Annotated in this window: 28 protein-coding genes and 2 pseudogenes; 22 read left to right on the forward strand and 8 right to left on the reverse strand. The window is 42.0% G+C overall.

Going from position 1 to position 26,196, the window contains the following annotated elements:
- Positions 1 to 162: 162 nt before the first annotated feature.
- Genes BCAMP_RS14565 through BCAMP_RS14575 form a run of 3 tightly spaced genes read right to left on the reverse strand, consistent with a single transcriptional unit; the run spans position 163 to position 1,043 of the window.
- Entirely contained in the window at positions 163 to 474 is a 312-nt protein-coding gene (locus BCAMP_RS14565) for a LysR substrate-binding domain-containing protein (protein ID WP_035313089.1), read from the reverse strand.
- A complete protein-coding gene (locus tag BCAMP_RS14570; protein ID WP_035313091.1) occupies positions 449 to 892 on the reverse strand; it encodes a LysR family transcriptional regulator substrate-binding protein in 444 nt (147 codons plus the stop codon). The genes BCAMP_RS14565 and BCAMP_RS14570 overlap by 26 nt, the downstream gene beginning before the upstream one ends.
- A gap of 16 nt (positions 893 to 908) precedes the next feature.
- Positions 909 to 1,043: a hypothetical protein gene (locus tag BCAMP_RS14575; protein WP_269479247.1), complete on the reverse strand. Its 135-nt coding sequence runs from the start codon at positions 1,041 to 1,043 to the stop codon at positions 909 to 911.
- Between the two features lie 234 nt (positions 1,044 to 1,277).
- Between BCAMP_RS14575 and BCAMP_RS01430 the strand changes: the two genes are divergently transcribed.
- The 4 genes from BCAMP_RS01430 (at position 1,278) to BCAMP_RS01445 (ending at position 4,209) form a co-directional block, all read left to right on the forward strand.
- Positions 1,278 to 1,868, forward strand: a complete 591-nt coding sequence (locus BCAMP_RS01430) for an ECF transporter S component (RefSeq protein ID WP_035313124.1) — start codon at positions 1,278 to 1,280, stop codon at positions 1,866 to 1,868.
- 142 nt (positions 1,869 to 2,010) lie between these two features.
- A complete protein-coding gene (locus BCAMP_RS01435) occupies positions 2,011 to 3,657 on the forward strand; it encodes an FAD-dependent oxidoreductase (RefSeq protein ID WP_035313093.1) in 1,647 nt (548 codons plus the stop codon).
- A complete protein-coding gene (locus BCAMP_RS01440) occupies positions 3,654 to 3,953 on the forward strand; it encodes a rhodanese-like domain-containing protein (protein WP_035313095.1) in 300 nt (99 codons plus the stop codon). The genes BCAMP_RS01435 and BCAMP_RS01440 overlap by 4 nt, the downstream gene beginning before the upstream one ends.
- The gene (locus BCAMP_RS01445) at positions 3,904 to 4,209 is read left to right on the forward strand and encodes a metal-sensitive transcriptional regulator (RefSeq protein WP_051456790.1); all 306 of its coding nucleotides are present in this window, start codon (positions 3,904 to 3,906) and stop codon (positions 4,207 to 4,209) included. Before BCAMP_RS01440 ends, BCAMP_RS01445 begins: the two co-directional genes overlap by 50 nt.
- A 54-nt stretch (positions 4,210 to 4,263) precedes the next feature.
- Here the strand turns inward: BCAMP_RS01445 and BCAMP_RS01450 are convergent, their stop codons facing one another.
- Complete coding sequence (locus BCAMP_RS01450; protein ID WP_198015670.1) at positions 4,264 to 4,953, reverse strand: DsbA family oxidoreductase; 690 nt, start codon at positions 4,951 to 4,953, stop codon at positions 4,264 to 4,266.
- 231 nt (positions 4,954 to 5,184) lie between these two features.
- Between BCAMP_RS01450 and nagA the strand changes: the two are divergent.
- Both nagA and BCAMP_RS01460 read left to right on the forward strand, forming a co-directional pair.
- A pseudogene (gene nagA / locus BCAMP_RS01455) lies at positions 5,185 to 6,331 on the forward strand (N-acetylglucosamine-6-phosphate deacetylase).
- Between the two features lie 47 nt (positions 6,332 to 6,378).
- Positions 6,379 to 7,044 carry a glucosamine-6-phosphate deaminase gene (locus tag BCAMP_RS01460; RefSeq protein WP_051456791.1) on the forward strand — a complete coding sequence of 222 codons (666 nt, stop codon included), beginning with the start codon at positions 6,379 to 6,381 and terminating at the stop codon, positions 7,042 to 7,044.
- A gap of 78 nt (positions 7,045 to 7,122) precedes the next feature.
- Here the strand turns inward: BCAMP_RS01460 and BCAMP_RS01465 are convergent, their stop codons facing one another.
- On the reverse strand, positions 7,123 to 7,512 hold the full coding sequence (locus BCAMP_RS01465) for a tautomerase family protein (RefSeq protein WP_035313100.1): 390 nt from the start codon (positions 7,510 to 7,512) through the stop codon (positions 7,123 to 7,125).
- A gap of 14 nt (positions 7,513 to 7,526) precedes the next feature.
- On the reverse strand, positions 7,527 to 8,294 hold the full coding sequence (locus BCAMP_RS01470; protein WP_035313102.1) for a DeoR/GlpR family DNA-binding transcription regulator: 768 nt from the start codon (positions 8,292 to 8,294) through the stop codon (positions 7,527 to 7,529).
- 286 nt (positions 8,295 to 8,580) lie between these two features.
- Here BCAMP_RS01470 and BCAMP_RS01480 point away from each other — a divergent pair, with 286 nt between their 5' ends.
- The 8 genes from BCAMP_RS01480 to BCAMP_RS01515 all read left to right on the forward strand — a co-directional run bounded on the left by BCAMP_RS01480 (position 8,581) and on the right by BCAMP_RS01515 (position 17,640).
- Positions 8,581 to 10,041 carry a CoA-acylating methylmalonate-semialdehyde dehydrogenase gene (locus BCAMP_RS01480; RefSeq protein ID WP_035313105.1) on the forward strand — a complete coding sequence of 487 codons (1,461 nt, stop codon included), beginning with the start codon at positions 8,581 to 8,583 and terminating at the stop codon, positions 10,039 to 10,041.
- A gap of 14 nt (positions 10,042 to 10,055) precedes the next feature.
- Positions 10,056 to 10,862, forward strand: a complete 807-nt coding sequence (gene iolB / locus BCAMP_RS01485) for a 5-deoxy-glucuronate isomerase (protein WP_035313107.1) — start codon at positions 10,056 to 10,058, stop codon at positions 10,860 to 10,862.
- A gap of 21 nt (positions 10,863 to 10,883) precedes the next feature.
- The gene (gene iolC / locus BCAMP_RS01490) at positions 10,884 to 11,864 is read left to right on the forward strand and encodes a 5-dehydro-2-deoxygluconokinase (RefSeq protein ID WP_035313109.1); all 981 of its coding nucleotides are present in this window, start codon (positions 10,884 to 10,886) and stop codon (positions 11,862 to 11,864) included.
- A 12-nt stretch (positions 11,865 to 11,876) separates the two neighbouring features.
- A complete protein-coding gene (iolD, locus tag BCAMP_RS01495) occupies positions 11,877 to 13,784 on the forward strand; it encodes a 3D-(3,5/4)-trihydroxycyclohexane-1,2-dione acylhydrolase (decyclizing) (RefSeq protein ID WP_035313111.1) in 1,908 nt (635 codons plus the stop codon).
- Positions 13,785 to 13,794: 10 nt separating this feature from the next.
- Positions 13,795 to 14,676, forward strand: coding sequence for a myo-inosose-2 dehydratase (gene iolE / locus BCAMP_RS01500; RefSeq protein ID WP_035313112.1), 882 nt, complete (start codon positions 13,795 to 13,797; stop codon positions 14,674 to 14,676).
- Between the two features lie 44 nt (positions 14,677 to 14,720).
- Positions 14,721 to 16,109, forward strand: coding sequence for a sugar porter family MFS transporter (locus tag BCAMP_RS01505; protein WP_035313127.1), 1,389 nt, complete (start codon positions 14,721 to 14,723; stop codon positions 16,107 to 16,109).
- 23 nt (positions 16,110 to 16,132) lie between these two features.
- On the forward strand, positions 16,133 to 17,146 hold the full coding sequence (locus tag BCAMP_RS01510; RefSeq protein ID WP_035313114.1) for a Gfo/Idh/MocA family protein: 1,014 nt from the start codon (positions 16,133 to 16,135) through the stop codon (positions 17,144 to 17,146).
- Positions 17,147 to 17,400: 254 nt separating this feature from the next.
- Positions 17,401 to 17,640: a hypothetical protein gene (locus tag BCAMP_RS01515; protein ID WP_035313116.1), complete on the forward strand. Its 240-nt coding sequence runs from the start codon at positions 17,401 to 17,403 to the stop codon at positions 17,638 to 17,640.
- Between the two features lie 286 nt (positions 17,641 to 17,926).
- On the opposite strand, the gene BCAMP_RS01520 is transcribed toward BCAMP_RS01515, so the two are convergent.
- On the reverse strand, positions 17,927 to 18,202 hold the full coding sequence (locus tag BCAMP_RS01520; RefSeq protein ID WP_051456792.1) for a 3D domain-containing protein: 276 nt from the start codon (positions 18,200 to 18,202) through the stop codon (positions 17,927 to 17,929).
- A gap of 562 nt (positions 18,203 to 18,764) precedes the next feature.
- Positions 18,765 to 20,210, reverse strand: coding sequence for an amino acid permease (locus BCAMP_RS01525; RefSeq protein WP_035313118.1), 1,446 nt, complete (start codon positions 20,208 to 20,210; stop codon positions 18,765 to 18,767).
- Positions 20,211 to 20,396: 186 nt separating this feature from the next.
- Between BCAMP_RS01525 and BCAMP_RS01530 the strand changes: the two genes are divergently transcribed.
- The 8 genes and pseudogenes from BCAMP_RS01530 to BCAMP_RS12315 form a co-directional block, all read left to right on the forward strand.
- Positions 20,397 to 20,963: a histidine phosphatase family protein gene (locus BCAMP_RS01530; RefSeq protein ID WP_035313120.1), complete on the forward strand. Its 567-nt coding sequence runs from the start codon at positions 20,397 to 20,399 to the stop codon at positions 20,961 to 20,963.
- A gap of 15 nt (positions 20,964 to 20,978) precedes the next feature.
- Positions 20,979 to 21,986 (forward strand): YcjF family protein, encoded by a 1,008-nt coding sequence (locus BCAMP_RS01535; RefSeq protein ID WP_051456793.1) that lies wholly within the window; start codon positions 20,979 to 20,981, stop codon positions 21,984 to 21,986.
- Between the two features lie 191 nt (positions 21,987 to 22,177).
- Complete coding sequence (alsS, locus tag BCAMP_RS01540) at positions 22,178 to 23,863, forward strand: acetolactate synthase AlsS (RefSeq protein ID WP_035313121.1); 1,686 nt, start codon at positions 22,178 to 22,180, stop codon at positions 23,861 to 23,863.
- A 15-nt stretch (positions 23,864 to 23,878) separates the two neighbouring features.
- Positions 23,879 to 24,602 (forward strand): annotated as a pseudogene (budA, locus tag BCAMP_RS01545) (acetolactate decarboxylase).
- A 74-nt stretch (positions 24,603 to 24,676) separates the two neighbouring features.
- Positions 24,677 to 24,937 (forward strand): hypothetical protein, encoded by a 261-nt coding sequence (locus tag BCAMP_RS13370; RefSeq protein ID WP_051456794.1) that lies wholly within the window; start codon positions 24,677 to 24,679, stop codon positions 24,935 to 24,937.
- Position 24,938: 1 nt separating this feature from the next.
- Entirely contained in the window at positions 24,939 to 25,145 is a 207-nt protein-coding gene (locus BCAMP_RS13375) for a GNAT family N-acetyltransferase (RefSeq protein WP_232217882.1), read from the forward strand.
- 60 nt (positions 25,146 to 25,205) lie between these two features.
- Entirely contained in the window at positions 25,206 to 25,673 is a 468-nt protein-coding gene (locus tag BCAMP_RS01555) for a DUF6884 domain-containing protein (RefSeq protein WP_035313123.1), read from the forward strand.
- A gap of 148 nt (positions 25,674 to 25,821) precedes the next feature.
- Positions 25,822 to 26,196, forward strand: a 375-nt coding sequence (locus BCAMP_RS12315) for a transposase family protein (RefSeq protein ID WP_198015671.1), incomplete at its 3' end; no start/stop codon positions are given.

The following is a 26,196-nucleotide window of genomic DNA, read 5'->3' on the forward strand; positions in this document are numbered from 1 at the left end:
TATGAAATATCATAGAAGTTAGCTGATTAAACGAGAGGATATAACAACATTTCTATTCAGTCTTATCATCTCGTACACAAAGTCACTGTAATAGCATTACAAAGAAAATGAAGTCTGTTTAGACTTTGTCTACAATCTGAAACGGAAAGTGAGTCTAACAACTCACTTTCCGTTCTTTTTAAAAGGATGTGTATGGAGTTCGTCGACGAGTTGTTTCGTTTGTTGCGCTGTTTGAGCGCCTTTTTTCGTAATCATAAAGGTCGACATTAATGGTAACTTTTCATTTAAATCTACAACCGCTAACGATTGTGACTCTAACTCGGACGCGATGGTTGCTTCGGGTAATATAGCAATGCCTTTGCGTTCGATAATAAAGTGTTTGATTTCTTCTATCGATGAGGCCTCGTGATTTTGTGCGAATTCCAGATGATAGTTGTTAGCAATCGTTTTAAAAAAGGCGGTAATAAGCCTCATGTTTATCACAAAAAAGAAAGGTTTCTTTTTGAAGTTGATGGAAGCGAATGTTTTGAGCACCTGCTAATGAGGCGCTTGGTGCACAAACGAGAACGATTTTTTCGCTAAGAATTTTATCGGCTGATAAATGTTCGCTTTTTACAGTGATATCAGTGAAAATAGCGTTATCGATAGTGCCATTTTCTAGTTGTTTTTCAAGTTCTAACGGAGAGCCGATTTCTTTAAAGGTAATCGGTAACTCTGACATGTCTTTCGTAACATTTGCCATGATTTGTGGTAGGCGATAGAGGCATTGGGTTACCGAACCAGCAATGACTAATGGCTGATTGACTGATTGAGCTGAAATCAAAATTCGTGTAAAGGGTTCGACTGTCTCATAAAAGGTTAAGCCGCTATCCGATAGGCGGATACTGCCCATATTATATTCAAACAGCTCAAATCCAATTTTTTTTTTCGAGTTGTTTTATCGCAGGTGCATATTCAGAAATAATCTCTTTTTGATAGTAATCTCCAAATTGACGTAAATGTTGTACCGTTTTAGTAAAATGAATTAGTTCCTTTGTATTCATTTGGGATCCCCTTCCCGGTGTTTAAATAGTAGTTAGTGTTACTACCGATAGTTAATGATAGGCTAAAAGCGAACTATCGTCAACCAACTTGCGGTAGTGCATTAAAGAAGAAAGTTAGAATTAACAGTGGTTAATCTCTCTCGTGATGCTCTAATGGGAAACAAGCTTTAGTTAAGATAGCGCAAAAGTAAATAATACGTTATAATTTAGTTTTATAAAGGAGGAATGCAAGCGATGCAAAACAGACGAAATAAAACCTTACGCTTAGCCTTATTAGGTGTCTTAACAGCGATTATTATTATACAAACCTTTGTACCGTTTTTAGGTTATATTCCATTGGGTGTCTTAAACGTGACGATCATCCCTGTGACCATCATTATTGCGGCGGTCGTCTTAGGACCAAAAGACGGAGCAATTGTTGGTGGGGTTTGGGGCATGATTGTCTTTATTAGAGCCTATGTCGCACCGACGAGTCCGCTTGCGCCATTAGTATTCGTCAATCCGATAATTTCGGTACTGCCGCGTATTTTAATTGGCTTATTAGCAGGTTATGCTTATATGGCCTTTACCAAGCTAAAGCTGAATCAATCGCTCTCATTAGCTATTTCAGCCATTATTGGTTCAGCTGTCAACACGATTCTTGTGTTGGGACTCATTTTTATCTTCTACAAAGAAGTGTATGCCGATTTCATCAAACTGGATGTTGATCAAGTATTAGGTGCTTTGATGGTAATTATCAGTACGAACGGTGTGCTCGAAGCTGTTTTCGCGGCAATCGTGGTACCAATTATCGCACGACCATTGCTTGCGCGTTGGAAAAAATAAAGGTGTCTTTTTTAGGAATAATAACCGTTTGAAACAGTTGCGATCTAAGTAACTGTTTTTTTTGCTTGCATTTTATACCCCCAAGGGTATAATTAAGAAGTTGAGTCAATTCAGTTCATGTAAAGAAAGAGGAGAATAAAACATGCGTTATGTAATTGTTGGCGGTGTGGCTGGTGGAATGTCGGCGGCAACCCGTTTACGTCGTTTGGATGAAACGGCTGAAATTATTATTATCGATAAGGGGGCTTACGTTTCGTTTGCCAATTGTGGATTACCTTATTATGTCGCTGGTGAAATAACAGAACGAGCGGATTTACTCGTGCAAACACCAGCGAAATTAAAGGCCCGTTTCAACTTAGATGTTCGGGTTAACAGTGAAGTCGTTGGGATTCAATCGTATCAAAAGTCGTTGACCGTTAAAACAGCGACGGAGGAATATCAGTTAAGCTATGATAAGTTGTTATTGTCACCGGGAGGTCAAGCAACCATACCACCACTATCAGGTTTAAGTAATCTGCCGTCATATACGATGCGATCGGTAGCGGACGTCGATGCAGTGACGGCTTTTATCGAACGGGAGCAGCCTCAAACAATTGCTGTGATAGGGGGTGGCTACATCGGCTTAGAGATGAGTGAAAGTTTAACGAATCGTGGCATTAAGGTTCACTTGATTAACCGCAGTGCGCACGTATTGAACACAGTCGATGAAGAAATGGCGGTGTTTGTTGAACAAGAATTACGTGAACAAGCGGTGGAACTGCATTTGAAAACGCAGATTACAGCCATTACCGCCGATCAAAAAGTGATTTTAAATGACGGACGTGTCATTGCTTGTGACGCTTTAATTATCGCGGCAGGTATTAAACCAGCGACGGGCTTTTTGGAAAAAACACCGATTGCACTCGGTAAAGATGGCGGTATCATTGTTAATGAACAGTTTGAAACCACGGTGACGGATATTTTTGCGGTTGGTGATGCGATTTTAGTACCGCAACTAATTTCTAAAGAAGCGTCGTTGCTCGCCTTAGCTTCACCAGCTAACCGTCAAGGACGCTTTGTGGCGGATGTGATGAGTGGGTTATCGCGATCGTTTAAAGGGACGCTTGGCACGTCAATTGTACGGGTGTTTTCACAAACCGTTGCAGCGACAGGTTTAAATGAGAGTGACTTAAAACGTTTAGGCTATCACTATCAGGTGTTACATGTGATGGGCAAAAATCATGCTGGTTATTATCCGCATGCAACGGGTATTTTACTAAAAGTTCTATTTAATAAGGATGATGGCCAACTGTATGGTGCACAAGCAATTGGCCAAGCGGGTGTTGATAAACGAATTGATGTGTTAGCAACCGCAATTTATGCGAAGCTAACGATTGATCAATTACCAGAGTTAGAACTTAGTTATGCACCACCATTTGGCGTAGCAAAAGATGTTGTTAACATGGCGGGCTATGTGGGTATGAATATCAGTGAAGGACTTACTCAGCCCATTCAATGGCATGAACTGGCTGGGAAAGTAGCAGGTGGTGCTGTCTTAATTGATGTAAGAAGTGCTGCTGAGTTCGCTAAAGGTCATATTGTAGGTGCATTGAATCATCCGCTTGATGCGATCCGCGAACAGCCGTTGACAATTGCAAAGGAAACGACCTTGATCGTAAGTTGTCAAACGGGATTACGCAGCTATATCGCAGAACGTCTATTAACACAACAGGGATATACGGTTTATAACTTGGATGGTGCGTATCATTTATACGCCCAAATACAATCAGAAAAGGTGGAATACAAATGAAAGCAACAACAATGGCAGAATTCGAACAAACATTAAAAACAAGCGAGGTCGTTGTCTTAGATGTACGTGAAGACGATGAATTTGCCAACGGGCATATCGAAGGGGCTCAGTCATTACCCTTATCTGTTCTTAGTGAAAATTTAGCCGAGCTAAACAAAGACACAGCCTATCACGTTATTTGTCTTGCAGGCGGTCGTTCGGCCCGTGCTTGTGAGTTGTTAGACAAAGAAGGTTTTGAAGTGACAAATGTACTCGGTGGTATGTCAGCTTGGCGTGGAGAAACGGTCAGTGAATAAATACGATGTTAAAATAAGTAACCGTTTGAAACGAACAGAGGGCCAATTAAAAGGGATTTTGAAAATGATTGCCGACGAAAAAGAGTGTAAGGATGTCGTGACACAATTATCGGCGGTTCGTTCGAGTATTGACCGTGTGATGGGACTGATCGTTGCTGAAAATTTAGTCGACTGTGTTAAAACTGATATGTCGACGGGCATTAGCTCGGAAGAAAGCATTCAACAAGCGATTGATTTGCTTGTGAAGAGCCGTTAATTTTACAAAAAAGGAGCAAGCCATTTATTGGCTTGCTCCTTTCACGTTAGGCGATTAAATTTGACAAGAATCATCCGCACAATCGGCTGCATCAGGTACGAGTTTAACTGGTTGTTCTTCTTTTGCTTTAATTTGGGCAATCGCAGCTTTAAATTGCTCGATGGGTTGAGCACCAGATACGGCATACTTCTCGTTAAATAAGAAGTAAGGGACACCCGTGATTCCGAGGTCTTTTGCAGCTTGTTGATCAGCGCGTACGCTCTTTGTATAAGCGTCTGAGTTGAGTACAGCTTCGGCTTGTTCGGGAGCAATTCCAACAGCTTGGGCAAAACCAATTAAAGTGGCGTTGTCGTTTAAATAGGCACCTTTAGTAAAATAAGCGTCAAAAGCGATTTCATTTAATTGTTGTTCGACGCCCAGCTCGCGAGCAAGATGACTCAAACGATGCATTTTTAAGGTGTTCGTTGGTTTGATACTATCAAAATCATAATTCAAACCAACACTTTTTGCCATATTAATCACATTTGCATTCATCTTATCTGCTTCAGCAACAGAGACGTTATATTTTTCGGCGAGCATTTCACTCATGTTACCACGTAATTCAAGTGGAGCCGTTGGATCTAATTCATAACTATGATATACCACTTCAATTGAGTTGTCATCACCTACAGCATTTTCGAAGTTGCGTTTACCAATATAACAAAACGGACAAGCATAATCAGACCAAATTTCAACTTTCATCATTAACATCTCCTTTGTTTATAATAGTCACTTCCTAAAAGTAAGTCTACAAGGTAAATTGTAGCGGATTTTAATGAAAATGCAAGAATAAGGCTCAAAAAGGAGCTGTTACGAAGAAATGTCAAATTAATGAGTCAAAACATAAAAAAATAAGGGGAAACGGTTTACAAATGAGAGTGAACACTTTATGATATTGGTATAGACCCATTTAGTTGGTGGATGGAGGAGATTGAAATGATGAAAGTTATTAAAAATATTACCATTTATACGCACGAAGCGGTTATTACTAACGGCTATGTTCGATTTGATAAAACAATAAAGGCACTTGGTTCAATGGATGATTATATTGCTGTTGCAGATGAGGAAGTTATTAATGCTCCCAAAGGTGCTAAACTTATACCGGGTTTTATTGATGTGCATACACATGGTGGCTACTCATTTGATACAATGGATGCCGATTCAAGTAAATTAGAAGTGCAAATTAATTCGATGTTACAAGAAGGAATCACATCGATTTTTCCAACAACGATGACACAGTCGCCGGCTGCAATTGAGGCCGCTTTAGCGACAGTAGCAGAAACAGCGAAAAAAAGTACCGCAAATTCAAGGGATTCATTTAGAGGGGCCTTATGTATCGGTTAAACATAAAGGTGCTCAGCCTGAACAATACATTAAGGCACCAGTGCTAGATGAATTCAAACGCTGGAATAAAGCCGCAAACAATTTGATTCGCTTAGTAACCTATGCGCCCGAGAATGATAATACCCGTGAATTTGAAGATTATTTAATTGCACATAACATCGTGCCTTCAATGGGCCATACCGATGCGACGCGTGAACAATTAGCGCCAAGTAAAGCCAGTCATGCAACGCATTTGTTTAATGCCTCACGTGGCTTGCATCATCGTGAAGCTGGGACCGTTGGACATGCCTTGCTCGAACGTAATATCATGGCGGAAATAATTGTCGATGGTGTTCATGTGACACCTGATATGGTCAAACTTGCATTCCAAATGAAGGGTGTCGATCATATTAGTGTGATTACGGATGCGATGCGTGCCAAAGGATTAGAAGATGGGGTGTCAGAACTTGGTGGCCAAACCGTTTACGTTAAAAATAAACAAGCGCGTCTCGAAGATGGTACATTAGCGGGGAGTGTCTTAACGATGGATGATGCTTTCCGTAACATGATTGAATTTACAGGCTGTTCATTTGAAGATGCCATCCAAATGACTTCGTACAACCAAGCAAAAGAATTTGGTTTAACACAAAAAGGCGATATTGTCGTAGGCAAAGATGCGGATTTCGTGTTATTTGATAAAAATATACAAGTGGCTGAAACCTATTCAATCGGACGCCGCTACCAATGGGAGGAAAAATAAGATGAACATTATTATTAGCAAAACAAAAGACGAGGCTTCAAAAAAAAGTGTCAGAGTTATTTGCAAGCGATATTAACAGCGGTAACATCAAAACAGTTGGTTTAGCAACCGGGTCAACACCACTTGATTTTTACAAATATGTGCGTGAGGCACAACCTGATTGCAAAGCGATTACAACTGTTAACTTAGATGAGTATGTTGGTCTAGCGGCCGATCACGATCAAAGCTACAGTTACTTTATGCATGAGCATTTATTTAATGATGTTGCGTTTGCAAAACATTTTTTACCCGATGGCTTAGCAAAAGATTCAGCGGCCGAATGTGCGCGTTATGATGAGGTATTGGCAGAAAATCCAATCGATTGGCAGTTACTTGGTATTGGTGGAAACGGTCATATTGGCTTTAACGAACCGGGTGCATCATTCGAAGGAACTACGCAACGCGTGCAGTTAACAGAAGAGACCTTGGCAGCGAACGCACGCTTCTTTGACTCAATCGAAGAAGTGCCAACAGAAGCGTACTCAATGGGCATCGGTTCAATCCTAAATAGTAAAAAAATTGTGCTCCTCGCCTTTGGTGAAGAAAAAGCAGCGGCAATTAAAGCGATGATTGAGGGACCGATGACAAATGAAGTACCAGCAACAGCTTTACAAAATCATCCAAATGTAACTGTTTTCTTAGATGAAGCAGCGGCAAGTTTATTGACTAAATAATACATACAAAAAAGCGGTAGCCGGACAACTTTGTCCTAGGGCTACCGCTTTTTTTTTGAGCAGAACGAGTGACCTCAACTATAATTTACCTGTAATGAATTGTGCTTCACCTTGACCAAAACTCCAATCAGCATCTGTATTTTCAACGAGAGCAAACATGACATCGTCTGTAGCGATGTCGCAGTGTAGCGCGAGTCGTGCTGTGATTAACTGATAGAGGTGTTGTTTTTGCTGTTGTGTCCGTTTATTGCTAATTATCGTTATCACAACGATGTTTTTAGTTCGTTTTAACCCGAGGCCAGTATCTTTGATTTTCAGTTCGTTCGCCGAGTGTTGATTGACAATCTGATACCGATCGGTAGATGGCACACCGAGCGCTTCGACCATTGCGTCATGCGTGACATCTAATAACTGCTCTATTTCTCTTTCTGTACGACCTTTCTGAATATCAAATTTAAATAAGGGCATCTTTTTTCCTCCTGTTAATATGTAATGGGTGAAGTGATAACTGTGATTTGATGTGCGTCGCAAAAATGTTGGTAGCCTGGTGGTAAAGGTTTATCGGTAATCAGTACATTAATCTCCTCAAAATCGGCATAGGTGAGTAAGGTCGCTTTGTTGAATTTAGAATAGTCCGCTAATAAATAGGTCGTGGTAGCCCGAGAAACGATAGTGCGCTTAATATCATATTCCATCAAGTCGGAATTGGTTAGTCCGTTTTCAATCGAAACGGCACTAGCAGCCATAAAAGCTTTGGTGATATTGTACTTGCTAATCATCCGTGTCATATTAAGGCCAACAAAGGAACGTGTTTCTGCTTTGTAGGTGTTGCCTACGAGTAATAAACGGATGTTTTGGAAGGTTGCCCCCACATTAATAATGTCCAAACTGTTCGTTAAAATAGTTAGCTGAATTGTAGGTGGCAGTTGCTCAATCAGACCAACTGTCGTTGTACCTGAATCGATAAAGATGAAATCGCCATCTTCAATCAAGCTGGCTGCCGTCGTTGCAATTGCCTCTTTACTGTCGTGATTGGTGATATGACGATGTTCAAATGTCACAAGTTCGCTATTTACGAGTGATTTCACACCGCCATATACTTTTTCAATCGTGCCATTCGCGATAATGAGGTTAATATCACGGCGGATTGTATTTTTAGAAACCTTAAAATGGGAGCATAATTCATCAAGTGAAACCGATTTTCTTTGTTGAATGTAATAGTTCAGAGCAACGAGTCGTTTAGCTCTCATTCGCAATCCTCCTTTCGCTCGTGACGATAATGTGACAACACTTCACCTAAAAGATAACACATTACCAAAAGTTTATCAACAGATTGTGAATAGGGAATGGGAACTCCTTTTAGATAGATTGCAAAAAGGGTTGTACAGGATATCCATTGACATTGTTATAAAAAGAATGTACGATGTATTCGAAAGGTTACCAAAAGATTACCAACTATGGAAGGAGGGTGCCGGTGTTAGTCGTTATGCTTCTAAAAAATGAAAGCGTTAACATAAAAAGTGAGGAGGAAATAATATGACTGAAATGCAAACACTCCAAAATTTCATTGGTGGTAAATGGGTAAACAGTAAAACCACTGAGTTCGAAAATGTTACCAACCCGGCAACAAAGGAAAAAATTGCACGGGTACCACTCTCAACGAAAGCCGACGTTGATTACGCAGTGGCGGTGGCGCAAACAGCTTTTGAACAATGGCGACAAGTGGCTGTCCCGAAACGGGCGCGGATTTTATTTAAGTACCAAAACCTAGTAGTGGCACATAAGGCTGAATTAGCGAAAATAATTACTAGCGAGAATGGTAAAAATTTAACAGAAGCTTTAGGAGAAGTCCAGCGAGGAATTGAAAATATCGAATTTGCTGCGGGCGCTCCCTCACTATCGATGGGTGATTCGTTAGCATCAATTGCCACCGATGTCGAAGCGACTAATTATCGTTATCCGATTGGTGTCGTTGCAGGGATCACACCGTTTAACTTTCCGATGATGGTACCATGTTGGATGTTCCCTATGGCAGTTGTGCTCGGAAATACGTTTGTCTTGAAGCCATCAGAAAAGACGCCGTTATTAACTGCTCGTTTAGTTGAGTTGTTTACGGAGGCGGGTTTACCTGATGGTGTGCTTAATATCGTCTATGGTGCACATGACGTCGTTAATCGTTTAGGAGAACATCCTGATGTTAAAGCGCTGTCGTTTGTTGGTTCAAAACCAGTCGGTGAGTATGTATACAAACTTGGTAGTAATAACCTGAAACGAGTACAAGCACTCACTGGAGCAAAAAATCATACGATTGTATTGCGCGATGCCGATTTACCAGAAGCAGTAAAAAACATTGTATCAGCTGCCTTTGGATCCGCTGGTGAGCGCTGCATGGCCTGTGCAGTTGTTGCTGTCGAAGCGAGCGTGGCTGATGCCTTTGTGACAGAGCTACAAAACCAAACAGCAGACATCACGATGGGTAATGGCATTGAGGACGGTATTTTCTTAGGACCAGTTATTAGTGCTGAGAGTAAAGCGCGGACCGAGAAATACATTGAAATCGGTATAGCTGAAGGTGCTGAACTTGTTCGTGATGGCCGTGGTGAAGGATCGGATGAAGGTTACTTTGTGGGACCGACCATCTTTGATAGAGTGACGCCGGCGATGACGATTTGGCAGGATGAAATTTTCGCCCCCGTCCTTTCAATCGTCCGTGTCGATGATTTGGAAGCCGGTATCGCCTTGGCGAATACATCAGAATTTGCAAATGGTGCGTGTTTGTTTACGAACAATGCAGCGGCAATCCGTTACTTCCGTGAAAAGATCGATGCCGGTATGTTGGGAATTAACCTTGGTGTACCAGCTCCGATGGCATTTTTCCCATTTTCTGGCTGGAAGTCCTCATTCTTTGGTACGTTGCATGCGAACGGTAAAGACAGTATCGACTTTTATACCCGTAAAAAAGTAGTGACAGCGCGATATCCAAAAGCATTTATTTAAAGGGAGTGATCAAAATGGCAGACAATAACTTATTGGTTCATCCTCAACAAGGCCAGTTGGTTCACGATGTGAATGAGACGAATTCAACTCTAGCCTATGTTAGTTTAAAAGTGTTAGCACTCGAAGAAGGTGAAGCCTATCTAGAAACACTTACGGAACAAGAGTGTTGCATTGTGGCGTTGACAGGAAAAATTACGGTAACAGAAGGACATCATCAATTTAACAAAATAGGCACCCGTCAATCTGTGTTTGACAAACGGCCAACGGACAGCGTTTACGTGTCTGCGGGACATCAATTTGGTATTCGTGCAGATAGCGAGGCGAAAGTCGTCCTCGCTTATGCACCATCAACAAAAGAATTGCCAACAACCTTTATTGCAGCAGTAACTAATACGATAGAACATCGTGGTAAACGAGCAAATCAACGTCTTGTGCATAATATTTTACCGGATTCAGTCGATATCTCTGAGCGATTATTGGTGGTAGAGGTGTATACAGAGGGTGGGAATTGGTCAAGTTATCCACCGCATAAACATGACCGCAATCAGTTGCCGGTTGAATCATTACTCGAAGAAACCTACTACCACGAAATGTATCCACCGCAAGGGTTTGTTTTTCAACGTGTGTATACTGATGATCGTTCAATTGATGAAACAATGACTGTTGAAAATGGTGATGTCGTACTCGTACCAAGCGGTTATCATCCAGTGGCTGTGCCGGATGGTTACAGATCATACTATTTAAATGTGATGGCCGGACCGGTCAAGAAATGGCAATTCCATAATGACGAAGCGCATGAATGGTTGTTAACAAAAGATTAATTCGAAGGAGTGTTGGAGCGAATGCTAATTAACAATGATGAAACGAAAAAATATGATTTAGTTGCTGTGGGCCGCGCCTGTATTGATCTTAATGCGGTTGACTATAATCGACCGATGGAGGAGACGATGACCTTTGCAAAGTACGTTGGTGGTTCACCAGCCAACGTGGCGATTGGTTTGGCTAAATTAGGGTTGAAACCAGCGTTTATTGGGAAGTTGGCAGATGATCAACACGGTCGTTTTATTAAAACGTATATGACAACTGCGGGTGTTCAGATGGATGAATCGGTCGTTGATTCAGCGGGACATAAAACGGGACTAGCGTTTACTGAAATTAAAAGTCCATCCGACTGTAGCATTTTAATGTATCGAGATGAAGTTGCGGATCTTTATCTTGAAGCAACTGAAGTGAGTGAGTCCGCTATTAAAGCATCGCGTTTGTTACTCGTGTCTGGAACAGCATTAGCAGCAAGTCCCTCGCGCGAGGCGATTTTGACAGCCGTCAATTATGCGAAAAAACATGGGGTTCCGATCGTGTTTGAATTGGACTATCGTCCTTATACGTGGCGTTCTGCAGTCGATACGGCCGTTTATTACAGGCTTGTAGCAAATGAAGCGGATATAATTATTGGAACACGTGACGAATTCGATCGCTTGGAAAACCATGACGGCGGCGAAAATGAAGCAACCATCACGGATTTGTTTAAGCAACGTGCGCAATTAATCGTGATTAAGCATGGCGTCGAAGGATCGTATGCCTATACAAAGGCTGGCGAGGTGTTTGACGGTAAGGTTTACCGAACAAAAGTCTTAAAAACATTTGGTGCGGGTGATTCGTATGCGGCCGCCTTTATTTATGCACTGTTAGAGGGAAAAACGATTGATACGGCACTTAAGTATGGGAGTGCAGCAGCTGCAATCGTTGTTAGTCAACATAGCTCATCTGATGCGATGCCGACGGTTGCTGCCATCGAAGCGTTAATTGCAAGTCACCAACCATAAGGAGGTACATAAATGGAAACGATACGTTTAACAACGGCGCAGGCATTAGTGAAGTTCTTACACCAACAATACATTGCGATTGATGGCGAAGAAATACCGTATGTCGCGGGTGTATTTACTATTTTCGGACATGGCAATGTTCTTGGAATCGGCCAAGCGTTACAAGAAGATCCGGGTCATTTACAAGTATACCAAGGGAAAAATGAACAAGGGATGGCTCATGCGGCAATGGCCTTTAGTAAACAGTTGAATCGACGCCGTATTTTCGCGGTGACTGCTTCGGCTGGTCCGGGGTCTGCCAATTTAGTAACCGCGGCAGCAACCGCCTTCGCTAATAATATTCCGATGTTACTGTTGCCGGCAGATACATTTGCCTCGCGCCAACCTGATCCGGCGTTGCAACAATTAGAACACGAAGCGAGTTATGCCCTAACGACAAATGATGCTTTTCCAGCTGTGTCGCGTTATTTTGATCGTATTCAGCGACCGGAGCAATTGATGAGTAGTTTATTGCGTGCGTTTGAAGTGATGACGAATCCGGCGACAGCAGGACCAGCAACCCTTTGTCTTTCACAAGATACGGCAGCAGAAGCGTATGATTACGATGTTAATTTTTTTCGCAAACGCGTGCATTATGTGAATCGGCAACTACCGACACAGCGTGAAGTGACAGGTGCTGTTGAACGTCTGCAAAACAGTCACCGACCAGTGATTGTTGTCGGTGGAGGGGCACGGTATTCAGGTGCTGCGGCCATCTTGCAAACAGTAGCTGAAAAACACAGTATTCCACTGGTTGAAACACAGGCTGGCAAAGCGACGATTAGTAGCGCCTTCACTTACAACTTGGGTGGTACAGGGATATTGGGTACTTCCGCAGCAAATCAAGTCGTTGCCGAAGCTGATCTCATCATCGGTATTGGAACGTGTTACAGTGATTTTACAACCTCATCAAAGACAGCCTTTGGGAAAAATACATCATTTATAAACATTAATATTAATCGTATGCAAGCTTATAAATGGGAGGGGTTTCAAGTCGTAGCGGATGCGCGGGCTGGACTGGAAGCAATCGCCGCACAGTTAGGTGATTATCAAACAGCTTATGGCAATCAGTTACAGACGTATAAAGCGCAGTGGCAAGCAGAACGTGAGCGTTTAGCGACAGTTGTGTTTGAGAGAGAGCGATTTGAACCTGAAATTAAGGGGCAATTTTCACAAACAATTTTGAATGAATATGCGGATGCACTGCAAACGAACTTAACGCAAACAGCCGCTTTAATAGCCGTCAATGATACGGTTGATCCGACTAGTATTATCGTTGGGTCAGCAGGTTCATTGCCAGGCGACTTGCAACGCTTATGGCAAGCGACGGTTCCATTGACCTATAACTTAGAATATGGTTATTCGTGTATGGGGTACGAAGTTGCTGGCGCTCTGGGAGCAAAGTTGGCCGCGCCTGAGCAAGAAGTGTACGCGGCGGTCGGTGACGGTAGTTTTCTGATGCTTCATACTGAGTTAGTGACGGCTTTGCAATACAATAAAAAAATCAATCTGCTCGTGTTTGATAATGCGGGTTATGGCTGTATCAATAACTTGCAAATGGCCCATGGAAGTGACAGTTATTGCTGTGAGTTGCGTAATGAGCACGATACTATTATGAAAATAAACTATGCACAAGTGGCAGAGGGATATGGTGCCAAAGGTTATAGCGTCACGACGAAAACAGAGCTAATTGCAGCTCTTAAAGATGCGCAAATGCAAACAGTTTCAACCGTGATTGATATAAAAGTACTGCCTAAAACAATGTCAGATGGCTATGATTCATGGTGGCACGTCGGTGTAGCGGCGGTGTCAAATAAAGCAAGTGTACGAGCCGCGTATCAAGCGAAAGAACTGCAGTTACGCGATGCGAAACGCTATTAGGAGGAATTTGATGACAATAAAATGGGGGATTGCACCAATTGGATGGCGCAACGATGATTTGCCTGAACTTGGTAAAGCTAATACTTTACAACAACTGTTAAGCGACATTGTTGTTGCTAACTTTGAAGGGACGGAAGTGGGAGGTTTTTTCCCTGATGCAGACACATTGAATAAAGAGTTGGCATTGCGTCAGTTAGAAATAGCTGGACAATGGTTCAGTAGCTATCTGATTCGTGATGGCATCGAGAAAGTTGAAAAGGCATTCACCGAGCATTGTGTGTATTTGAAAAAAGTAAACGCAACAGTTGCAGTTGTTTCAGAACAAACCGGTAGCATACAGGCGACCACGAAAAACGTTTTTACAGCAAAGCCCTTTTTCACGGATGAAGAATGGGTGGTCGTAACGACTGGTCTTGATCGCTTAGGCGAGATAGCGAATGCCTATGGTTTAAAACTGGTCTATCATCATCATCTAGGGACAGGCATTCAAACGGGTGCAGAAGTGGCACGTTTATTAGAAAATACAACGCCGTCGAAGGTACATTTATTATTTGATACAGGCCATATTTATGTGTCTGATGGCGATTACTTAATGTTATTTGATGACCATAGTGACCGGATTGCTCATATTCATTTCAAAGATGTACGGGCTCATAGCTTGGCGGCTAGCCAAGCTCAAGGTCACTCGTTTACAGAGGCCTTTTTAGCAGGCATGTTCACCGTCCCGGGTGATGGTGTGATTGACTTCAAGCCACTGTACAAACGGATTAAGGCGATGCAGTATGACGGTTGGATTATTGTAGAAGCAGAGCAGGATCCCGCTGTTGCCAATCCACTTGAATACGCTTTGATTGCACGTCGCTATATTGATGATAAGTTAATGGGCAATTAACCTAACCTAGGAGGTTTTTAGAAATGAGTGCAGACGGTAAGACGATGAAGCAACAACAATCACCTAACAAACGATTGCGTTTGGTCACTTGGATTTCCACTTTTGGTGGTTTATTATTCGGTTATGATACAGGAGTAGTCAATGGAGCGTTGCCATATATGGCGGCATCTGATCAATTAAACTTGACGCCTGTAACGGAAGGTCTTGTCGCAAGTTCCTTAACGTTCGGTGCGGCCTTTGGAGCCATCATCAGTGGGCATTTTTCAGATAATAAGGGTCGGCGGAAGTTGATTATGTATTTAGCGATACTATTTTTTATCGCAACAGTTGGTTGTTCGATTGCTCCGAATATTGAAGTGATGGTCATTAGTCGTGTTTTACTCGGTTTGGCAGTCGGTGGTGCATCGGTAACGGTGCCGGCTTATCTATCAGAAATGTCACCCGCGCATAGACGTGGTCGAATGGTGACAATTAATGAGTTGATGATTGTCACCGGGCAGTTGATGGCCTTTACCTTTAACGCCTTGTTAGCTACTGCCTTTGGTGATGTGAGTCATATTTGGCGCTTTATGTTAGTCATCGCAACGATTCCTGCTGTCATTTTATGGTTTGGGATGTTAGTGATGCCAGAAAGTCCCCGTTGGCTCGCATCAAAAGGGAAGTTTGGCGAAGCCTTAGCCGTCTTGTTGCAAGTTCGTAAAAAAGATGTGGCACATGAGGAGCTAGCAGAAATCAAAGAGCATCTTCAAAAAGAGGATGCGATTCAAAAAGCACGTTGGAAAGATTTATCAATTCCGTGGATTCGACGAATTGTCTTTATCGGGATTGGGATTGCCATCGTCCAACAAATTACAGGTGTTAACTCAATCATGTATTATGGCACACAAATATTAAAAAATGCCGGTTTTGAAACGCAGGCAGCGATTATTGGTAATATTGCTAATGGTGTCATCTCGGTTTTAGCAACATTTGTTGGAATCTGGTTGTTAGGTAAGATTGGTCGACGTCCGATGTTAACCATCGGTTTAGTTGGAACGACAATTGCACTGACACTCATCGGTGTTTTCTCATATTTATTGGAAGGCTCACCAGCATTACCTTACGTTGTTTTATCGTTAACAGTTACCTTTTTAGCCTTTCAACAAGGGGCGATTTCACCGGTTACTTGGTTAATGTTATCCGAAATTTTCCCTTTGAAATTACGTGGCTTAGGGATGGGTGTGACTGTCTTTTGTTTATGGATCACTAACTTTCTTGTCGGTTTTTCATTCCCGATTTTATTAGATGGCTTTGGTCTCTCGAACACCTTCTTCGTCTTTGCTGTTCTGGGTATCGGTGCAATTATATTTGTTCGCAAATGCTTGCCAGAAACAAAAGGCTATAGCTTAGAACAATTGGAATATTTCTTCAAGAACCACGTCAAGTTTAAATAAAGACAACTGAGGAGGAATTTGAAATGGTATTAAAAATTGGTGTCATCGGTACAGGTGCAATTGGACGCGAACATATTGATCGTTTAACGAACACAATAGCAGGTGCGAAAATTGTGGCAGTCACTGATGTGAATCAAGTTGCTGCACAAGATACGATTGAAATGTATGGGCTAGATGCGGTTGTATATCCGGATGATCATCGCTTAATAGCGGCGGATAATGTGGATGCTGTGGTTATTACAAGTTGGGGGCCTGCTCATGAGGAGAGCGTCTTGGCGGCGATAGCGGCCGGGAAAGCTGTTTTTTGTGAAAAGCCATTAGCGGCAACAGCAGCTGGAGCAAAACGAATTGTGACTGCTGAGATGGCGTCTGGCACCAAGCTTGTGCAAGTTGGTTTTATGCGCCGTTACGATGCAGGATACCTCGGCTTGAAAGAGGCTATTGCAAACCATGCGATTGGGGCACCACTAATGGTCCATTGTGCTCATCGAAATCCGACGGTCGATGAACGTTACTCAACGGAGATGGCGATTTCAGATACACTGATACATGAAATTGATGTGTTGCATTGGTTAATTGCGGATGATTATCAATCGGTGCGAATCGATTTCCCTCGTAATACGAAACAGGCACGTGAAGGGCTACGTGATCCGCAAATTGCAACGTTGAAAACGAAAAACGGCGTCATTATAACAGTCGAAATTTTTGTGAATTGTCAATATGGTTATGATATTCAATGTGAAATTGTTGGTGAAGACGGCATTGTTAAATTACCCGAATTCTCAAATATTATCACACGTAAAAGCGGTCAATTGCGCCAATCAATTTTAGCCGATTGGAAGGACCGTTTCACACGTGCTTATGACGTTGAATTACAAGCATTTATCGATGCACTTAAAACCAAAGGTGAACCAACAGGCCCGTCAGCCTGGGATGGATATATTGCCGCAGTCACTGCAGATGCATGTATCGCTGCGCAGACGAGTGGTCAAGAAGAAAAAATTGACCTTGAGGAAATGCCAGCTTTTTATCGGTGAAAATTTGAGGTTTATCTTGAATTGGCAGTGCTAGTCAGCCGTATCATCTCGTAACCAAAGTCGCTTGAACTACTTTATAGAAAAAGCAGTTTCAGTCGGCTTTGTCTACAATTTGAACGCTCACAACTTTTTTGTGGGCGTTTTGTATTTGGAGGTTAAAACAGACAATTAGTTGAGAACGTAGGAAGTGTTTGGCTTGCTAGAATAGCGAGAAACGTTTTAAAAGTCTGTTATCAAAGTGGAGGGGAGCTATCATGCGGAAAATTATTAGTGTCGGTATTGCTTACATCTTCTTTTATGTACTGTTAACCTTTGCGTTGTTTGAAGTGTTTAGTTTGTCTAGCGGGCAAAAAACAGACGCAAAAGAATTAGTCATCGAGTGGTCAGCCAGCCTCTTTATCGCTTATACGATAATCTGCTTAGCACTGAAAGGGTGGTTGCGAAAACGAAAAAAAAAGGTATTTACCGAGTCGTGGTACGTTTGCCTATGTTGAAGCGCGCCTTAACTATAATCAGGCCTGTGGCTATCGATTTGGTTACAAGGTAACGGTTAGTATCATAACGATTTGTCTAATCGGTCTTGCTAGCTTAGGTTTCTTTGGTCATGAGCCTGCGTTGTTCAAGTTGTCAGGTGTGGCAATAGCGTTAGTGGTGTTGTGCTTTGTTATTTGTTGCGGAATAGCTGGGTATGTCATTGGCTGGTGTCTGGCGGATAGCGCTAAAAATAATCATAAATAAAAAAGGAAACATCTGGTTAGATGTTTCCGAAGGCACGGTCGTTTATTTATAAACAGTCACATTAACGCTCCGACGTCCCCAATTATAACATTTATTAACAGTGTTAAAGTGGATATCGATTTTATTACCTTTAATCCAACCGCCAGTGTCACCAGCGATGGCTTCGCCATATCCTGGTACATAGACCTTGCTTCCAAGTTTGATTACTTTAGGATCAACAGCGATGACATTAGATGTTTTTCGTAAATCAATGCCACGGGCGGTGAAATTACTCATCCCTTTTTGTTGGCGACTATAGGCTGAGGCACTAACACGCACTACCTTACTTACTTTTTTTGCAGTTGTTTTTTTTAACGACAGCTTTTTTGGGAGTCGTTTTTTTTTGCCGGTAAAACAAGAACCTGACCAATGCGGATTTTGTTAGCATTTTTTATGTTATTTTTTTTTCAGCAGTTTCAGAACTGCTGACGTTATATTTTTTAGCTATCAAGGAAATTGTATCTCCGCGTTTCACCTTAATGCTAGCAGCACTAACGGTATCGCTGAAGGCGAAGATAGAAAGAGTAATGGCTCCTATGAGTAAGCCACTCATTAATTTATGTTTGAATGAATTTTTTATACATGGTTTTAGACCATCCTTTAGTTATCTTTTTAGTTATAAGATAAGTATAGCTTTATTTTTGGACTTGTATGTTACAACGATGTAACAGTTCGGTGAAAAGTCTGAGTCAAAAAGAGCTTAGGAATCGGCAAAAAAAGACAGGATGCTTATTGCATCCTGTCTCAGCCTGAAGATAAACGCGGTTCTAAATCGTTGCCATTTATTTGAAAGTTGCCAGTTTCTGGTTGATTGAACGAGAGTGAAATCAGCGTTTTCTTGCTAATCTTCTGATTGGTAATCGGTATTTTGTGTTAAATCGACATCTTTTAATGGAATTAAACGAGATTTGTTTTTGAGTTTATAGGCAAAGTATAACAGTGCGAAAACAGGTAATGCCGCGTAACTAACAAGCATTTGGTCGAGTTGGAAGTTGATAATAGAATCGTAATTTTGACCAATGATAACGCAAATACATAAGACGAGCGCTAACATCGAACCAATTGGGAACCAAGGTGCCTTGTATTTTAATAAAGAAGAGTCAATGTTTTGTTTCGCAAACGCGCGACGAAAACGGAAATGACTAATGGCAATCCCTGCCCAAGCAATAAAGCCGGTTAGCCCACTAGCGTTGATGAGCCATAAGTAAGCCTGTGGACTTAAAAATGACAACGAATAAATTCCGACTGTTGCAACGAAACAAAGGAGTAGGGCAACGAACGGGATGCCAAAGCGATTCGTGCGACGGAATATTTTACCAGCAGCACCATCGTGTCCCATGGCGAACAACATCCGTGATGATGCGAATAAAACAGAGCTACCCGATGATAAAATCGACGTTAAAATGACGGCGTTCATGATTGAAGCGACAAAGGCTAAGCCGGCCCGTTCAAATACTAACGTGAATGGGCTTGTTGTGACATCTGAGCCCCCCATTAATTCAGGGCTTGTATACGGAATAATTAAACTGATAACAAGAATCGTCAAGATGTAAAAAAGGAGGATACGCCAAAAGACTTGTTTGATTGCCTTTGGAATACTCTTTTGTGGATTTTCGCTTTCACCAGCCATCACGCCCACTGATTCACTCCCTTGAAAGGAGAACCCGGCGATTAAAAAGATACCTAAGAAAGCGAGGAACCCACCATTAAAAGGAGCATCGCCAACTGTGAAGTTTTTAGTGCCGATAAATTCGCCACCAAGAATACCGAAGATTGTTAAAAAACCAACGATTAAGAAAACGATAATAGTGACCACTTTAATGAGCGCAAACCAGTACTCGCTCTCACCATAAAATTTAACAGAGAGGGCATTGAGGGTGAAGATGATGACAAAAAAGATAATCCCCCATAAAATAAGCGGAATGTTAGGGAACCAATAGCGCATCACAAGAGATGCCGTCGCGACATCGACCGCGATAGTAATGATGCCGTTTAACCAGTAATTCCAGCCGATTGCAAAACCGAAGGCTGGATCAACGAAGCGGTTCGCATAAGTTGCGAACGACCCAGAAACGGGCAAATATGTTGCCATTTCACCAACTCCAGTCATTAAGAAGTAGACCATCGCCCCGATTAAGATGTAGGCGAGAATCGCGCCACCAGGACCTGCTTGGGAGATAGCTAAGCCGCTCGACATGAATAATCCTGTTCCGATGGCACCACCAATCGCCATCATTGATATATGTCTTGTTTTTAGTTTACGTTTAACTTTTACATTTGCTGCCATATTAAAACCTCACTTTATGTAGTTGTTTAGCCATTCGCTTTCGTACGTTATCAGACTAAAGCGTTTCGATATATCTATTAAACATCATATATAAGCAATTGTCAACACCTTTGTTCAAATGTATTCACTCGAAATTATAGCGTTATTTCGTTATAATGGAAGGACGTTAGATAGAGGGATGGGGATATGATGAAAATAGTATTTGTTAGACACGCACAAAAAGAACGGCAGTCATACGTAAAGGACAAGGAATTACCGCTAACAGCAGCAGGTTTAGCGTCTAGCTTAGCGTTAGTGAGACAACTGGAGGGTTATCAGTTTGATAGGGCGTTTAGTAGTCCGTTCAAACGGGCAAAGGATACGATAGCGCCGTTGGTGGTTGCAAATGACTTAGCGCTAACTGAATGTGAGGATTTACAAGAACGACGAGTGAAAGCTGAGGGAGTAATTAAACCAGCTGATTATGTTGCACGTCAATGGGCTGATTTCGATTATAAATTAACAGGCGGTGAAAGTTTAGCAGAGGTTCAAGCGCGTTTAATCGCTAAAATCAATGCGTTCGCCCTTGCTTATCCACAACAAACGCTTTTAATTGGCACACATGGAACAGCTTTAGCGACCATTCTTAATTATTATGATGCATCATTTGGTTTAGCTGACTATTTACAATTGAAACCGCTGATGCCGTATGTGTTAGAAGCTCGTTTCGAAGGGACGACGCTCGTAGGAATGAAAGTCATTACTATTGAATAAAAGGGGATGTTGATAATGTCAATGAAAGAACTATTCGGTAAGGTATTTGACCAAGAAGCGAAAAAAGTGGCGAAACAACTCGCTGAAACAATTACGATTACGATGGTGGGCGACGTGAATGCGGGGAAATCATCAACCATTAATCGAATCCTCAATCAAGATGTGGCTGAAGTCGGAGCTAATCCAGGCAAGACGGTCCAAATTTCTGAGTACGATTACGGCGATGGGGTGGTTTTGGCAGATACACCGGGTCTGAATGATATTATCGCAAGTCATTCGGATGAGACACGCGCGTATTATCGGCGGTCGGATATTATTTTGTTTTTCTTAAATGCAGCCGGAACCGTCTACTCTGAAACAGAAAAACAAGCGTTGGCGTTCGTTGCTTCCGAAAATAAAAAACTGATTATCGTGTTAAATAAAATTGATGCATCGGATGATGTGCCAACACAGGTGGCATATATTAGAGAACAAACGAATCATGCGTATCCAGTAGTGGCAGTGAGTTCTCGTACAGGTGAAAACATAGACGAGTTGGTACATGTGATGCTTGCTTTGGCGAAAGACAACGAAAAGGAGTTGCTTCTCGCAAAAAAGCTTCGCGATCGAGCGAGCGTCGCTAATCGCTGGATTTTGACAGCGAGCGCTTCGGCAGGAGGGGTAGGTGCATCTCCCATTCCTTTTTCGGACTCAATTGCGTTATCAGCGCTACAGATTAGCCTCGTTTTAAAGTTGGCAAGTTTATATGACCGCCGACTCACAAAGTCTAATCTTCAAGATATGATGCTCCCCTTAATTACAACAACGCTCGGTCGCACCTTGGCTGGATCGCTAGCAAAGGTGATTCCTGGAGTTGGAACGGTTGTAGGTGGCGCAATTAATGCTGGCGTGGCAGCAAGTGTAACAGCTGCCATCGGCTATGCTTTTAAAGCCGTCTTTGAAAAAGACATGTCGTTGGATGCGCAGTTGATACAATCACTCTTTAAGGATTTCTTGAAAAAAGAACAACGACGTAAAAAATAAAACTGTTATATACTGTACTAATTTTAAAAAACATAAAAATGGTACAGAAAGTTAACAATGTTGTAACAGTTTTACATTTCACACGGTTTACTAGCGCTTTTTTTAATGTATAATTATCACATAGTTTGAATTTATTTATTTCCTGTATCATAATGGTTCTTTTTTACAGTAGTACAATAAACGAAAAGGTGATGATAGTTATGACAAACGAAACAAAACGAACTACAGGTGCTGACTTATTTGTCGACACATTAATTAACAACGATGTGGAGTACGTGTTTGGTATTCCAGGGGCTAAAATTGATAAAGCGTTCGATATTTTAGCAGAACGCGGACCAGAAGTCATTGTCTGCCGTCATGAACAAAATGCGACATTAATTGCTCAAGGAATCGGCCGTATTACAGGTAAGCCGGGTGTTGTTTTAGTTACATCTGGACCAGGTGTGACTAACTTAGCAACGGGCTTAGTTACAGCAACTGCAGAAAGTGATCCTGTCTTAGCTGTTGGTGGGAATGTTACACGTAAAGATAGCTTGAAACGGACGCATCAATCAATGGATAACGCCGGCTTTATGAAACATGTGACAAAGACCAGTGTTGAAGTACAAGATGCCGGTGCAATACCTGAAGCGGTGACAAATGCTTATCGTGAAACGATGATGGGACGTCCGGGGGCAACCTTTGTAAGTATTCCACAAGATGTTATTAGTGCAACAGATGTAGCTGCTAAAGCGATTCCGCATATTTCAGCGCCACATCTCGGATCAGCATCGAAACGTGATGTTACAACTTTAGTTGAGCGATTAAGCAAGGCTAAACTTCCAGTGCTCTTATTGGGGATGCGTGCGAGCTCAATCGAAGCAACAGCAGCGATTCGTCATTTCTTGGCAAAACATCCGATGCCAGTTGTTGAAACATTCCAAGGTTCAGGTATTATTTCTCGTGAGCTTGAAAGTAACTTTTATGGTCGTGTTGGTTTGTTCCGTAACCAACCAGGTGATTTCTTGTTAAACCAAGCAGATCTCGTTATTACTATTGGTTATGATCCAATCGAATATGATCCAATCATTTGGAACCCGGATAACAACCGTACTATCGTTCATCTTGATACAGTAGCAGCGGATATCGATCACAACTACCAACCAGTAACAGAACTTGTGGGTGATATTACAGAAACGCTCGAACTTGTCACTGAACAGTTTAAAGGGATTACGTTGGACGCAACTGCCGAAGCAGTCTTAGCGGGCATACGTGAAAAACAGCGTCATACACTTGTTAAAGAACCAGCCCTCGCTGATCAAACCCGGGTACATCCGATTACGTTAGTGAATACGTTACAACGTCTCTTAACAGATGACATGACTGTGACAGTCGATGTTGGCTCAATTTACATTTATATGGCTCGTCTATTCCGTAGCTACGAACCACGTCGTCTTCTCTTCTCAAACGGGATGCAAACACTTGGTGTCGCTTTGCCTTGGGGGATTGCTGCTTCGCTCGTTCGTCCAACTGAAAAAGTCGTGTCAATGTCAGGTGATGGTGGCTTCCTCTTTTCAGGTCAAGAACTTGAAACAGCCGTACGCTTAAAATCAAACTTAGTACACCTTGTTTGGAACGATGGTACATACGATATGGTTGCCTTCCAGCAACAAAAGAAATACGGTAAAGATGCTGCTGTTAAATTAGGACCAGTTGATTTTGCAATGTACGCTGAGTCAATGGGGGCAAAAGGTTTACGTGTAAATGATATTAGCGAATTAGAGTCTGTTTTAAACGAAGCATTAGCAACTGAAGGGCCGGTTGTTGTTGATATTCCAGTTGATTATCGCGACAACATCAAACTAGCCGACATGGTAATGGAAGATACAATGAACTAGGAAGAAGGAACAAAAATGTCTGAAGCAAACGTCAATCAATTATTTCAACATTCAACGATGGGAGCGCTTGTAGGTGCGCAATTTGCCGGCTCGATTACATTTGCCGATCTCTTGAAACAGGGAGATATTGGTATTGGTACCTTGCATGACTTTGATGGCGAATTGGTGGTGATCGATGGTGAGGCTTATCAAATTAAGTCCAACGGGCAAGCCTATTTGAAAGAGCCAGAAGAAACAACGCCATTCGCGAGTGTGTCTCATTTTGAACCGTCACTTTCATTTGAAGTTAGCGGCGGAATGACACGTTTAGAAATCGAGGCGAAGATTCGTGCCTATGCTGAAATTAGCCCGAATATCTTTTTCGCTGTCAAGCTAACGGGAACATTTAAATCGGTAGATACTCGTGTTGTACCGAAGCAAATGCGTCCGTATCAGCCACTTGTTGAAGCGGTTAAAAAACAGCCGGTCTTTCATTTTGAAAATGTCAAAGGAACAGTGCTCGGTTTTTGGACACCACCTTATTTTCAAGGAGTTGGTGTTGCGGGCTATCATCTGCACTTTATTACTGCAGAACGAGACGCCGGGGGGTCACTTGTTTGCCTACGACATGTTAGAAGGCACGGTCGAATTGGCTCCACAAACAGCTTTCAAATTACAAGTGCCACAAACAACCGAGTACTATGAAGCGGATTTAAACAATCCTAACATGGTATCGGACATTGAAGAAGCTGAAAATTAAACGCGATATTTTGACTACCCAGATATTTAATTTGGGTAGTTTGTTTGATATGATAGACAAAAGAGGTGAGCCGAATGGCAGTAGAACGAAACATTGCAACGATTGAAACAGAGCGGTTGCTCTTAATTCCATATTATGTTGATTACGTCGCGGCCACGATGGATAGTCATCGGCGATTAGAACAACTTTGTGGCTATCAAGTGGCGCCCGAATGGCCGGGAATTGATTTCCTCTTTTACTTGCCATTTGCCTTAGAACAGTTAAATGAAAATCCAGCTGATTCCAAATGGACACGCCTAATTGTTTTAAAAAGAGACCCAAGAAGTAATTGGTGAAATAGGAGGGCAAGGGACACCGAGCGAAACGAAGCGTGTTGAACTCGGATACTCGATCATTCCTCGCTGTCAGAATAAAGGGTATATGACAGAGGCGATTGCAGCGATTTGCGAGTGGTTCATCGCTGAGGGGATGCAACACATTCGCGCCAAGTGTTTTATGTATAATACGGCATCGAAACATGTGCTACAAAAAAAATGGCTTTGAATTGGATTACTGTGAAAAAGATATTATTCATTGGCATAAACCGATAGGAGGCCAGTGACGATGACGGTTATTATTGCAAGTGGTAAACCAAAGCGGTGGGATAAATTGATAGCGGTTTGCCCACTCCCTGCTGGTGAAGTCTATACAGGGACGTTTCATCGTCTCTGTCGACAATACGTCGAGCAATTCTTACCAAAGGAACAAGTACTTATTTTGTCACCCTTTTATGGTTTAGTAGCACTCGAGCAAATGCTAGATGAAAGCTATGATGTACGCTTTAATGCGAGTGGTCTTAATTCGACGACGATTACCGCTACGAGGTTACGGGCGCAGTGGCAACAGCACTACAGTGACGAATCGCCGTTGTATTTATTTGGTGGCCAAAAGTTTATCAAAGTGGTGGCGGCCTTTATGACAGCCACCGACGCGCAGCGTGTTCAATATCCACTCCATGGTCTTGGTGGAATTGGGAAGATGCAACAAAGAATGAAACAAGCGATTCTGTTATCAGAACCGTTTCATAGATAAAAAAAGTGACGACAGTTAAAAACGGTTCTATAATTTATGGTGTTGGTGAATTTTCACTGATGCCTATTTTTTCGTAAAAAAATAGCAACATTTTCAAAATCCCTATAATATTAAGTCACCACAACAAATTTATAAGGGGGATTCGACAATGTCAGCTATCACTTTTAACAATATCGCGAATTCCTCTGGAATTACAGATGAAACTATTTCTTTTCCAAAAACATGGTGTTTAACTCAGTTAATTAAAGGTGTTTTAAGCACTTGTTATTTGGGTACACGCTCTTACACACCCTCACGGTGTGCGAATTGCGGCTTTAATAATAAAACAGTTAAACTCATTAAACACGGAACTAAACTATCACGTATCACACTCCCTAAAACAAATAACCTTCCAACCTATCTCTTTTTAAAGAAGCAACGCTTCTTATGTAAAGGATGTAAAACAACCTTTATCGCTTCAACTTCGATGGTAAAACGAAATTGTTTTATCTCCAAACGTGTCATCCAAACACTAGCTGCCGAA

Source organism: Brochothrix campestris FSL F6-1037 (assembly GCF_000525915.1).
GTDB classification, from domain to species: Bacteria; Bacillota; Bacilli; order Lactobacillales; family Listeriaceae; genus Brochothrix; species Brochothrix campestris.

Excerpts from the sequence above, each read along its gene's own strand:
- BCAMP_RS14565 (WP_035313089.1), bottom strand. The coding sequence starts at position 474 with ATGAGGCTTATTACCGCCTTTTTTAAAACGATTGCTAACAACTATCAT.
- BCAMP_RS14570 (WP_035313091.1), bottom strand. The coding sequence starts at position 892 with ATGGGCAGTATCCGCCTATCGGATAGCGGCTTAACCTTTTATGAGACA.
- BCAMP_RS14575 (WP_269479247.1), bottom strand. The coding sequence starts at position 1,043 with ATGAATACAAAGGAACTAATTCATTTTACTAAAACGGTACAACATTTA.
- BCAMP_RS01430 (WP_035313124.1), top strand. The coding sequence starts at position 1,278 with ATGCAAAACAGACGAAATAAAACCTTACGCTTAGCCTTATTAGGTGTC.
- BCAMP_RS01435 (WP_035313093.1), top strand. The coding sequence starts at position 2,011 with ATGCGTTATGTAATTGTTGGCGGTGTGGCTGGTGGAATGTCGGCGGCA.
- BCAMP_RS01440 (WP_035313095.1), top strand. The coding sequence starts at position 3,654 with ATGAAAGCAACAACAATGGCAGAATTCGAACAAACATTAAAAACAAGC.
- BCAMP_RS01445 (WP_051456790.1), top strand. The coding sequence starts at position 3,904 with ATGTACTCGGTGGTATGTCAGCTTGGCGTGGAGAAACGGTCAGTGAAT.
- BCAMP_RS01450 (WP_198015670.1), bottom strand. The coding sequence starts at position 4,953 with ATGATGAAAGTTGAAATTTGGTCTGATTATGCTTGTCCGTTTTGTTAT.
- BCAMP_RS01465 (WP_035313100.1), bottom strand. The coding sequence starts at position 7,512 with ATGCCCTTATTTAAATTTGATATTCAGAAAGGTCGTACAGAAAGAGAA.
- BCAMP_RS01470 (WP_035313102.1), bottom strand. The coding sequence starts at position 8,294 with ATGAGAGCTAAACGACTCGTTGCTCTGAACTATTACATTCAACAAAGA.
- BCAMP_RS01480 (WP_035313105.1), top strand. The coding sequence starts at position 8,581 with ATGACTGAAATGCAAACACTCCAAAATTTCATTGGTGGTAAATGGGTA.
- iolB (WP_035313107.1), top strand. The coding sequence starts at position 10,056 with ATGGCAGACAATAACTTATTGGTTCATCCTCAACAAGGCCAGTTGGTT.
- iolC (WP_035313109.1), top strand. The coding sequence starts at position 10,884 with ATGCTAATTAACAATGATGAAACGAAAAAATATGATTTAGTTGCTGTG.
- iolD (WP_035313111.1), top strand. The coding sequence starts at position 11,877 with ATGGAAACGATACGTTTAACAACGGCGCAGGCATTAGTGAAGTTCTTA.
- iolE (WP_035313112.1), top strand. The coding sequence starts at position 13,795 with ATGACAATAAAATGGGGGATTGCACCAATTGGATGGCGCAACGATGAT.
- BCAMP_RS01505 (WP_035313127.1), top strand. The coding sequence starts at position 14,721 with ATGAAGCAACAACAATCACCTAACAAACGATTGCGTTTGGTCACTTGG.
- BCAMP_RS01510 (WP_035313114.1), top strand. The coding sequence starts at position 16,133 with ATGGTATTAAAAATTGGTGTCATCGGTACAGGTGCAATTGGACGCGAA.
- BCAMP_RS01515 (WP_035313116.1), top strand. The coding sequence starts at position 17,401 with ATGCGGAAAATTATTAGTGTCGGTATTGCTTACATCTTCTTTTATGTA.
- BCAMP_RS01525 (WP_035313118.1), bottom strand. The coding sequence starts at position 20,210 with ATGGCAGCAAATGTAAAAGTTAAACGTAAACTAAAAACAAGACATATA.
- BCAMP_RS01530 (WP_035313120.1), top strand. The coding sequence starts at position 20,397 with ATGATGAAAATAGTATTTGTTAGACACGCACAAAAAGAACGGCAGTCA.
- BCAMP_RS01535 (WP_051456793.1), top strand. The coding sequence starts at position 20,979 with ATGTCAATGAAAGAACTATTCGGTAAGGTATTTGACCAAGAAGCGAAA.
- alsS (WP_035313121.1), top strand. The coding sequence starts at position 22,178 with ATGATAGTTATGACAAACGAAACAAAACGAACTACAGGTGCTGACTTA.
- BCAMP_RS13370 (WP_051456794.1), top strand. The coding sequence starts at position 24,677 with ATGGCAGTAGAACGAAACATTGCAACGATTGAAACAGAGCGGTTGCTC.
- BCAMP_RS01555 (WP_035313123.1), top strand. The coding sequence starts at position 25,206 with ATGACGGTTATTATTGCAAGTGGTAAACCAAAGCGGTGGGATAAATTG.